At 62.3% G+C, this 9,351-nt stretch carries 8 protein-coding genes; 5 read left to right on the top strand and 3 right to left on the bottom strand.

Going from position 1 to position 9,351, the window contains the following annotated elements:
* Positions 1–208 precede the first annotated feature (208 nt).
* The 3 genes from CVS27_RS20140 to CVS27_RS20130 form a co-directional block, all read right to left on the bottom strand.
* Positions 209–1,372: an AI-2E family transporter gene (locus tag CVS27_RS20140; RefSeq protein WP_103467632.1), complete on the bottom strand. Its 1,164-nt coding sequence runs from the start codon at positions 1,370–1,372 to the stop codon at positions 209–211.
* A 469-nt stretch (positions 1,373–1,841) separates the two neighbouring features.
* Complete coding sequence (locus tag CVS27_RS20135) at positions 1,842–2,510, bottom strand: TetR/AcrR family transcriptional regulator (protein WP_207767605.1); 669 nt, start codon at positions 2,508–2,510, stop codon at positions 1,842–1,844.
* On the bottom strand, positions 2,507–3,367 hold the full coding sequence (locus tag CVS27_RS20130; protein ID WP_207767604.1) for an enoyl-CoA hydratase-related protein: 861 nt from the start codon (positions 3,365–3,367) through the stop codon (positions 2,507–2,509). The genes CVS27_RS20135 and CVS27_RS20130 overlap by 4 nt, the downstream gene beginning before the upstream one ends.
* A gap of 79 nt (positions 3,368–3,446) precedes the next feature.
* Here CVS27_RS20130 and CVS27_RS20125 point away from each other — a divergent pair, with 79 nt between their 5' ends.
* The 5 genes from CVS27_RS20125 to CVS27_RS20105 all read left to right on the top strand — a co-directional run bounded on the left by CVS27_RS20125 (position 3,447) and on the right by CVS27_RS20105 (position 9,117).
* Positions 3,447–3,629 (top strand): hypothetical protein, encoded by a 183-nt coding sequence (locus tag CVS27_RS20125; protein WP_103467630.1) that lies wholly within the window; start codon positions 3,447–3,449, stop codon positions 3,627–3,629.
* 99 nt (positions 3,630–3,728) lie between these two features.
* Positions 3,729–4,946 carry an acetyl-CoA C-acetyltransferase gene (locus tag CVS27_RS20120; protein WP_103467629.1) on the top strand — a complete coding sequence of 406 codons (1,218 nt, stop codon included), beginning with the start codon at positions 3,729–3,731 and terminating at the stop codon, positions 4,944–4,946.
* Positions 4,947–4,949: 3 nt separating this feature from the next.
* On the top strand, positions 4,950–7,118 hold the full coding sequence (locus CVS27_RS20115) for a 3-hydroxyacyl-CoA dehydrogenase NAD-binding domain-containing protein (RefSeq protein ID WP_103467628.1): 2,169 nt from the start codon (positions 4,950–4,952) through the stop codon (positions 7,116–7,118).
* On the top strand, positions 7,118–7,978 hold the full coding sequence (locus CVS27_RS20110; protein ID WP_103467627.1) for a crotonase/enoyl-CoA hydratase family protein: 861 nt from the start codon (positions 7,118–7,120) through the stop codon (positions 7,976–7,978). The genes CVS27_RS20115 and CVS27_RS20110 overlap by 1 nt, the downstream gene beginning before the upstream one ends.
* Positions 7,979–8,052: 74 nt before the next feature.
* The gene (locus CVS27_RS20105; RefSeq protein ID WP_243400296.1) at positions 8,053–9,117 is read left to right on the top strand and encodes an MBL fold metallo-hydrolase; all 1,065 of its coding nucleotides are present in this window, start codon (positions 8,053–8,055) and stop codon (positions 9,115–9,117) included.
* Positions 9,118–9,351: the final 234 nt, after the last annotated feature.

Genomic DNA, 9,351 nt, shown 5'->3' with positions numbered 1-9,351 from the left:
TCCATGAATAATTATCTCCTCCTGCCCCACCAAACATGAATGAGAAAAACTCTCTCACTCAAGGCTGGCACGTAGGGCATACGGGGTGGTTTTCGGGATCGCTCGCTCGCTCGGGGCGAGAGCGTTCGTGGAAATGGCCCCGTTGCTGAGCGAGGGTTGCCAGAAAGGGCCCCGGAAGTGAAGGAGCGTCTGTTGTGGGCGGGAGGGGTCAGACGCCGGGGGACTCCTGGCCGGACTTCCTTGCCTTTTCTCCCTTGGCGACCTTGGCGGTTTTCGCCGCAGCCCGTTGGGCCGCCAGCATGGCCTTTGACTCGGTCACATCGCCGATGAAGGGCCGCAACCAGGCGGATTGCGGGTGCGAGTCAATCAGGATCGCCCGCGCGAACAGCGACAACGGCACGGCCATCAACGCGCCCAGCGGTCCCAGCAGGGCAGACCAGAAGATGACTGACAGGAACGTCAGGGTCATGTTCAGATTCACTGAGCCGGAGACGAACTTGGGCTGGATGATGGACTGGATGAGCGAGTTGATGACCCCGTAAAAGGCCACCACAGCTATGAAGGACGGCAGCCCGCCAGCCAGCAGGGCCATGATGGCTGCCGGGACCAGGCTGATCCAAAACCCAATGAACGGTATGAATCCGCAGACAAAGGCCAGCAGCGCCCACAGACCTGCCCCCGGCACGCCCAGTGCCAGCAACAAAATGAGGTTCAGCACGGCCACAATGGCCCCGAAAATGGTGGTCATGACCATGAAGGAACGGGACAGCTTGGCGAAGTTTCCCAACGCTTCAACCACGGGAGCCCGTTTTTCCTTCACCACGGCAAGGATGGTGGGGAAATAGGTGGCGTCAATGCTCATGAACATCACCAGCAGCAACAAGAAAACAGTCCCGGAGCCAACATTCATGACACTGCCAAGCAAGCTGTATGCGGTATCCAGCAAAACCCGCAGATCAACGGATTCCACCAGTGCGCGGACCTGGTCGTTGCCAATGCCCAAGGTGTCGTGCAGGAACACCATCAAGTCACCGCGCAGCTCGGTGATTTGCGGTGCGAACTGGGGCAGCAGTTGGGTCAACTGCACTGCTGAAACCCAGAGCGAGGCAACAAGGGCGCCAATCATGGCGTACACAGCCAAAATGGTGGAGACGGTGGCCACTGCGGCGGGGACCCCGCGAAGAACGAGGCGTTGTTTAAGCGGATAGACACAAATGGTCAAAACAATCGCCAAAAACACGGGGCCAACAATGGAGGAAATGCGGCTCAGGCCAAAAAGGACAATGACGGCAGCAGCCAAACTTATGAGGACCTTTGTCCCCGATGAATCTTTTTCGGCAACGGGGGTCTCTATCCCACGTGATTCACTCATTGATTATCCATTTCGACACAGCCTCCGCAATACCCCAATGGCATTGAAATGATCTTATCGGGTGGCCGCGGGAACAGTTCCTCCAGCACGATTCTTGGGCAATAATTTGTTCCATTCCCCGCCCATAAGTGAGAGTCGGCTGATGCGCAGACCTCGAAACGAGTGTGGCGCATACACCCCATTCAGGACGCGCTGTCCTTGGCTATGCGCTTCGCTGGCAGCCAGCGGGGCGCAGCTGTGTCACGGGCGCCACGCTAGGTATCAGCAGTGCGCAGAGCCAAAGCGAACTCAGGGCATGCGCCACGCCAACCCCCAAGCGGGCGCATAGGCCAACAAATCCCACAGACGGCCACAGATAACCCGAAGGACCCCTTTTAGAGCGCGTTAGGCGGCTTGGATACGAGGTCGCATTCACCCAACTGTTCAACTCACCCTGATTGCGTAGTCGTTGAGGCAGTTGCAGGGATGGCTAGACGGCCGGGACTGCCTTCTCCACAATCACGGCCAGGGTGCTGGCCAGCAGCGCGTGCACCTGTGGACGCGTCAGGGTTTTGCGCAACAGCCATTCGCGTCCGCCGCTGCGGGCCAGCTGCGCATAAATCCGGAACATGGCGCGGATCTGCTCGCGCCCCTCCGTGCGACCGGCCAGTCCGCACGCCTCGATGAGCAGCTCAATGGAATCGTTCTCTGCCGCGATCAGGATGGTCTCCAAATCCGGATCCCGGCCCATGCTCCCGGAACCCAGCGCCAGCCAGGACGTGCCGGATTTCTCCAGCGAATCCAGGAACCAGTCCACTGCCAGGTCAATGCGTTCCTCGAGCGATCCCTCCGGCAGCCGGGCCACGGCAACCGCCGAAACCGTTGAACTGATGCGGATGACCTCCAAATACAGGTTCCGTTTGTTGCCAAAATAGTGGTTGATCAGGCCGCGGGCCACCCCCGCCGCCGCGGCAATGTCGGTTGCCGAGACATCCTCGTAGGGGTTCTCGTTGAACAGTTTTTGGGCACACACAAAGATTTGTTGGCGCCGCTCGTCGGGGTTCAGGCGTTGCCGCCGCATCTGGTGAAGGTCGACGCCGGACACGGCCTTTGCTGCGGACGCCTCGGTTGGCTGCGGGGCTGGGCTGGGTTCGTTCACGGTGTTTGCCCCGCTTCCAGCCAAGGCAGCCATGGCGGCAGGTCTTGCGGGACCTGCAGCGGGAAACGGGGTGGGCGCTTTTCCAGGAATGAGGTGACCCCTTCAACGGCGTCACCGTGTCCGGGGAGGCCAGCAATCAGCTTCGAATCGAGGGCGTGGACGGGGAGGGGGGAGTTCAGGCCGCTGAGGTGGTTGAGCATTTGCTTGATGACTGCGGTGGAAACCGCTGACGTGTTCGCAATGATGTCCCGGGCCAGCGAGTAAGCGGCTTCCAGGACATCCTCGGGTGGGTGCAGGGAGGTGACCAGTCCGGCGTCGAGCGCTTCCTGGGCATCAAAGAGTCGCCCCGTCAGCATCCAGTCGGTGGCCCGGGACATGCCCACCAGGCGCGGCAGGTACCAGACGCTGGCGCCCTCGGGGAAGATACCGCGGCGGCTGAACGGGAAGGAGAAGCGTGAATCATGGGCGGCCAGGCGGAAGTCGCAGGACAGTGTGATGGTGATGCCGCCTCCCACCGAGACGCCGCGCAAAGCTGCGATGACCGGCTTGTTCAGCCCAAAGATGGTTTTGGAGCAGCGTCCGGCCGGCTCCTGCCAATCGCCGGCGGGGCTGGCTGGCATGATGGCGTCAAAGCCGCCGCCGCTGAGGTCCGCGCCCACGGAAAAGTCCCTGCCCACGCAACTGAGAACCACCACGGCAACGTCCGGATCGGCGTCGGCGGTGGAGAGTGCATGTTCGAGCTCATGGGCCATGGCCAAGGTGTAGCCGTTGCGGGCCTCGGGACGGTTCAGGCAGAGCGTGGCAATGCCCTCGGCCACCGCATACGTGATGGCTGAATATGTTCCGGAGCTATCCATGGTCATCGCCTTCAAAGAGGAAAGTAAAGACATGCGCCAGCTATTGACACGTTGTCAATAGTCCTGAACTATTGGCGGTATGTCAACAACTAAGTTTTCGTCTGGCTGGATCGATGAAGATCTTCGCGACGGCGACGACCACCCGGTAACGGGTTCCAAGATCTACATCTCCAACGGCCAATCCTGCGACCTGGCGGATCGGTGCCAGCACTTGGCCAGCGCCAATGAGGTCGTGAAGGAACTCATCGCCCGCTCGCTCTAGTCCCCACTGCTCGCAAGTCCCCAGCTGCGAGGGTCCAACATCAAGTTCTGCCACCGCCCTGCCCACACGGGCAGGGACGTCAATGGAAGGAAAGCTCACGTGAGCGAACAACCCGAAGCATTCATCTTTGATGCCATCCGCACCCCGCGCGGCCGCGGGAAGAAGGGCGCACTGCACGGCACCAAGCCCATCGACCTGGTGGTTGGCCTGATCGACGCCCTGCGGGAGCGGCATCCGGGCCTGGATGAAAATTTGATTGATGACCTGATCCTCGGTGTTGTCTCACCCGTGGGCGATCAGGGCGCCGTCATTGCCCGCACGGCGGTCATCGCCGCCGGTTTGCCGGACACCGTGGGCGGTGTGCAGATCAACCGGTTCTGCGCCTCAGGCCTGGAAGCCGTCAATATGGCGGCCCAGAAGGTGCGTTCCGGCTGGGACCAGCTCATCGTCGCCGGCGGGGTGGAATCCATGTCCCGCGTGCCCATCGGATCCGACGGCGGCGCCTGGGCCATGGACCCGGCCACCAACTACGACTCCTACTTTGTGCCGCAGGGCGTTGGCGCCGACCTCATTGCCACCATGGAAGGCTTCAGCCGCGAGGACGTGGACGCCTATGCGGTGCGCTCGCAGCAACTCGCCGCACAGGCCTGGGCCCAGGGCCGCTTCGCCAATTCGGTGATCCCGGTCAAGGACCAGAACGGCCTGGTGGTCCTGGCCGTCGATGAGCACATGCGCCCGGAGTCAACGCCGGAATCGCAGGCAACGCTGCGCCCTGCCTTTGCCGTCATGGGCGAGGCTGGCGGCTTTGACGCCGTCGCACTTCAAAAGTTCCATGCCGTGGAGACCATCGATCACGTCCACACGGCGGCGAATTCTTCCGGGATTGTCGACGGCGCGGCCTTGGTTTTGCTGGGCAGCGCCGAGGTTGGTGAGGTGCTGGGCTTGACGCCGCGGGCCCGGATTGTTGCCACGGCCACCTCGGGTGCGGATCCCACCATCATGCTCACAGGCCCCACACCGGCAACCCACAAGCTGCTGGCAACGGCAGGTCTGGGCGTGGCAGACATCGACTTGTTTGAGATCAACGAAGCCTTCGCCTCGGTGGTTTTGAAATACCAAAAAGACTTAGGCATTCCCGATGAGAAGCTCAACGTCAATGGTGGTGCCATCGCCATGGGCCACCCGCTGGGCGCCACGGGGGCCATGATTCTGGGCACCGTGCTGGATGAACTGGAGCGCACCGACAAGCACAGGGCTGTCATCACCTTGTGCATTGGCGGCGGCATGGGTGTAGCAACGTTGATCGAGAGGGTCTAAGCAATGAACCAGAACACGAACACCATTCTTTGGGAGCAGGACGCGGACGGCGTTGTCATCTTGACCATGGACGACCCGAACCAGTCGGCCAACACCATGAACGCCGCCTACACCTCCTCCATGCAGTCAGTGGTGGAGCGCCTGGTGGCGGAAAAGGACTCCATCAGCGGTGTCATTGTGACCTCGGCCAAAAAGACGTTCTTCGCCGGCGGCGAGCTCAAGGACCTGGTGGCAGCCACCCCGGCAGATGCGGAAAAGATCTTTAATCTGGGCCAGCAGATCAAGTCCCAGCTGCGCAGCCTGGAAACCCTTGGCAAGCCAGTGGTGGCCGCCATCAATGGTGCCGCCCTGGGTGGCGGACTGGAAATTGCTTTGGCTACCCACCACAGGATTGCCGCAGACACCAAGGGCTCGGTGCTTGGCCTGCCGGAGGTGACGCTGGGCCTGCTGCCCGGCGGTGGCGGCATTGTCCGCACGGTGCGCCTCATGGGCATTGCCGACGCCACCATGAAGGTGCTCCTGCAGGGGCAGAAGTACAAGCCCCGCAAGGCACTGGAGGTTGGCCTGGTCCACCAGGTGGTGGACACGGTTCAGGAACTGATCCCGGCAGCCAAGGCCTGGATCAAGGCCAACCCGGAGGCCGTCCAGCCCTGGGATGTGCCCAAGTACAGGATTCCCGGCGGCACGCCCAGCACCCCGGCCTTCGCCGCAAATCTTCCCGCATTCCCGGCCAACTTGCGCAAGCAGCTCAAGGGTGCCAACTACCCGGCCCCACGCGCCATCCTGGCCGCCGCCGTCGAAAGTACCCAGGTGGACTTTGACACGGCGCTGGAGATTGAGTCGCGCTACTTTGTGGAGTTGGTGACCGGGCAGGTTTCCACCAACATGATCAAGGCCTTCTTCTTCGACATGGGCCACATCAGCGCCGGCGGCAGCCGCCCTGCAGGTTACCCGAAGTACACGGCCAAGAAGGTTGCCGTGCTGGGGGCCGGCATGATGGGTGCGGGCATTGCCTATGTGTGCGCCCGCGGCGGCATGGACGTGATGCTCAAGGACGTCTCCCTCGAGGCAGCCCAGCGCGGCAAGAACTACTCCAAGACCCTCACGGACAAAGCCGTGGCCAGGGGCCAGTCCAGCCAGGAACAAGCAGATGCCTTGCTGGCCAAAATCACCCCCACCTCCGAGGCCACAGAGCTGGCCGGCTGTGACCTGGTGATTGAGGCAGTCTTTGAAAACGTTGACGTGAAACAAAAGGCCTTCCAGGAAATCCAGGACATTGTTGTAGCGGGTGCGGTGCTTGGTTCCAACACCTCGACCCTGCCCATCACCGCGCTCGCAGAAGGGGTGCGTGCGCAGGAGAACTTCATTGGCCTGCACTTCTTCTCTCCCGTGGACAAGATGCCGCTGCTGGAAATTATCGCCGGCAAAAACACCTCGGATGAGACCCTGGCCAAGGCCTTCGACATCGCGGTGCAGATTCGCAAGACCCCGATTGTTGTCAACGACAGCCGCGGCTTCTTCACCAGCCGCGTCATCGGCACGTTCATGAACGAGGCCATCGCCATGCTGGGCGAGGGCATTGGAGCACCCTCCATCGAACAGGCCGGGCTGCAAGCCGGTTACCCGGCGGCGCCGCTGCAGCTGGCCGATGAGCTGAACCTCACCCTGATGGCCAAGATCCAGAAGGAAACCAAGGCCGGTTTGGAGGCCGACGGCGGTGTGCAAAAGTACCAGCACCATGCGGCCACGGACGTCGTGAACACCATGGTCGACGAGTTCGGGCGCAAAGGCAAGCTCGGCGGTGCAGGTTTTTACAACTACGCCGACGGGCACCGCACCGGACTCTGGGAGGGCCTGAAGGAAACGTATGGCGGCACCGCCGAGATCCCCTTTACGGACATGAAGGAGCGCATGCTTTTTGCCGAGTCCCTAGAAACCGTCAAGTGCCTGGATGAAGGGGTGCTGCGCAGTGTGGAGGATGCGAATATTGGCTCCATCCTGGGCATTGGCTTCCCAGCCTGGACCGGCGGGGTGCTCCAGTACATGAACGGGTACGACGGCGGCCTGGCCGGTTTCGTGGCCAGGTCACGTGAGCTTGCGGCAAGCTATGGCGAGCACTTCCTGCCCCCTGCATCGCTGGTGGCCAAAGCCGAAAAGGGTGAGACGTACTGATGGGAAACACGTCAGGCACCGCCTTCACCCAACCCTGGACGGCGTTCACGGTGGAGCAGGCACCCACGCCGGGTGTCGCCGTCGTCCATCTGACAGGGCCCGGGCGCGGGAACATGATGGGGTTGGCCTTTTGGGCTGAGCTGCCCCAGGTTTTTGCCGCCCTGGACGCTGATGACAGCGTGCGGGCCGTGGTGCTCGCCGGGGTCGGAAGCACTTTCAGCACGGGCTTGGATGTGCAGGAGGTGCTGGGCGGCTGGTTGGGCAGGCTGGTGTCCGGCGCCACGGCGCAGGCTGCCCAGCGCACGGAACTGCTGGGCGTCATCAGGTCGCTGCAGGACGGCGTCACTGCCGTGGCCCGCTGCCGCAAACCGGTGATTGCCGCCATCCACGGCTGGTGCATTGGCGGGGGTGTCGACTTGATCAGCGCCGCGGACGTGCGCCTCGCCTGCGAGGATGCCACGTTCAGTGTCCGGGAGACGCGGCTGGCGATCGTGGCCGACGTCGGAAGCCTGCAGAGATTGCGCGGCATCATTGGCGAGGGTGCGCTGCGCGAGTTGGCGCTGACCGGCAAGGACATCACAGCCGCCAGGGCAGAGAAGATTGGCCTGGTCAATGACGTGTACCCGGATCATGAAACGCTCATGGCTGCTGCCCTGGAAATGGCCGCGGAGATTGCCGCAAACTCGCCGTTGGCGGTGGCTGGAACCAAGGCCGTGCTGAACGAGGATCGAGAAGAAAATGTTGCCCGAGGGCTGAGGCATGTGGCGTTGTGGAACGCGGCGTTCCTGCACAGTGAGGACCTATTGGAGGCCGTGGCGGCGTTGGGCGAGCGTCGGCCCGGCGTGTTCCACGGCAAGTAAGTTACAGGACAGGGCCGACCCTGCCCGCCGGGCGCCGACACCGACGTTGCAACCATTCTTGAATTCTGGAAGGCATGATGATCACCGTTACAGGGCAGGAACAATTCAAGGCCTGGAAACACAAGGTGCTGCCGGCGGTGGAGGAGGTGCGCCCCGGCGTCTGGTCCATTCCCGTGCCGTTCATCAACAACCCCATGCGCTACACCTTGGCCTACTTGTTGGTGGGCGACGGCGAGGCCGCCCTGGTTGACCCGGGCTGGGATTCCGAGGAGGGCTGGGAAATCCTTCAGGCAGGGCTGGCTGCTGCGGGCCTGCAACCGGCGGACATCACCGGGATAGTCGTCACCCACTTCCACCCCGACCATTTGGGCATGGCTGCACGGCTGCGGGCCGCCTCCGGAGCCTGGGTGGCACTGGGTGCTGATGAGCCTCTGGCCGTGCAGTGGCGCGGTGATCCGCAACTGTTTGTGGCCGCGGACAGGGTGCAGTTTGCTGCGTGGGGAGTGCCTGCGGAATTCCTCAATGAGGTCACCTTCAACACTGACACCTGGGCGCAGCTGACAAGTGTTGACCAACCGCAGCGCCGGTTGGCTGATGGGGAACTGCTGCCCATTGCCGGGCTGCGCGTTCGCGTGCTGGCCACCCCGGGCCACACGCCCGGACATATTTGCCTGGTGGATGAGGCCAATCAGCTCATCCTCACGGGTGACCATGTACTGCCGCGCATCACCCCGCATGTTTCCCTCGAGGCCCAAATCCATGCGAATCCGCTGGCCGACTACCTCCAGTCACTGCAGGTCATGGCCGTGGGGGCGGAGATGGAAGTGCTGCCAGCCCACGAGTACAGATTCAGGGGCCTGCCGGAACGTGTGGCTGAGTTGCAAGATCACACCCTTGAGCGCTCCCGCGAAGTGATTGCAGTGTTGGAGTCAGGAACTGCGGCGACGGTCTGGGATGTGTCCAAACAGCTGGGCTGGTCACGAGGATTTGCATCGCTGCGCGGGTTCACCCTCCGTCTGGCGCTCGCCGAAACCGCCAGCCACCTGGTGTATTTGAGTGGGCAGGGGATGGCGGTGGACATCGAAGTCTCCCGTGGCGCCCCGTCCTTGAAGCCGTCCTTGAAGCCGTCCTTGAAATAAGCAGCCCTCAAACAACGCCCGCTCACATACGGGGCGTTATTTCCCAACGCCCGCTCACATACGGGGCGTTATTTCCGAACGCTCGCGCAGCAGCTGTGAGGCGTTTGCCGTGCTCTGCCCGCTTCTGAGCGAGCGTTTGCCGAATTACCCCCGTATGCCCTACGTGCCAGCCTTGAGTGAGAGAGTTTTTCTCATTCATGTTTGGTGGGGCAGGAGGAGATAATTATTCATGGA

The sequence above is a fragment of the Arthrobacter glacialis genome, assembly GCF_002909445.1.
In the GTDB taxonomy this organism is placed as follows: Bacteria; Actinomycetota; Actinomycetes; order Actinomycetales; family Micrococcaceae; genus Specibacter; species Specibacter glacialis.
This window is presented reverse-complemented; position numbering and strand designations above follow the sequence as displayed.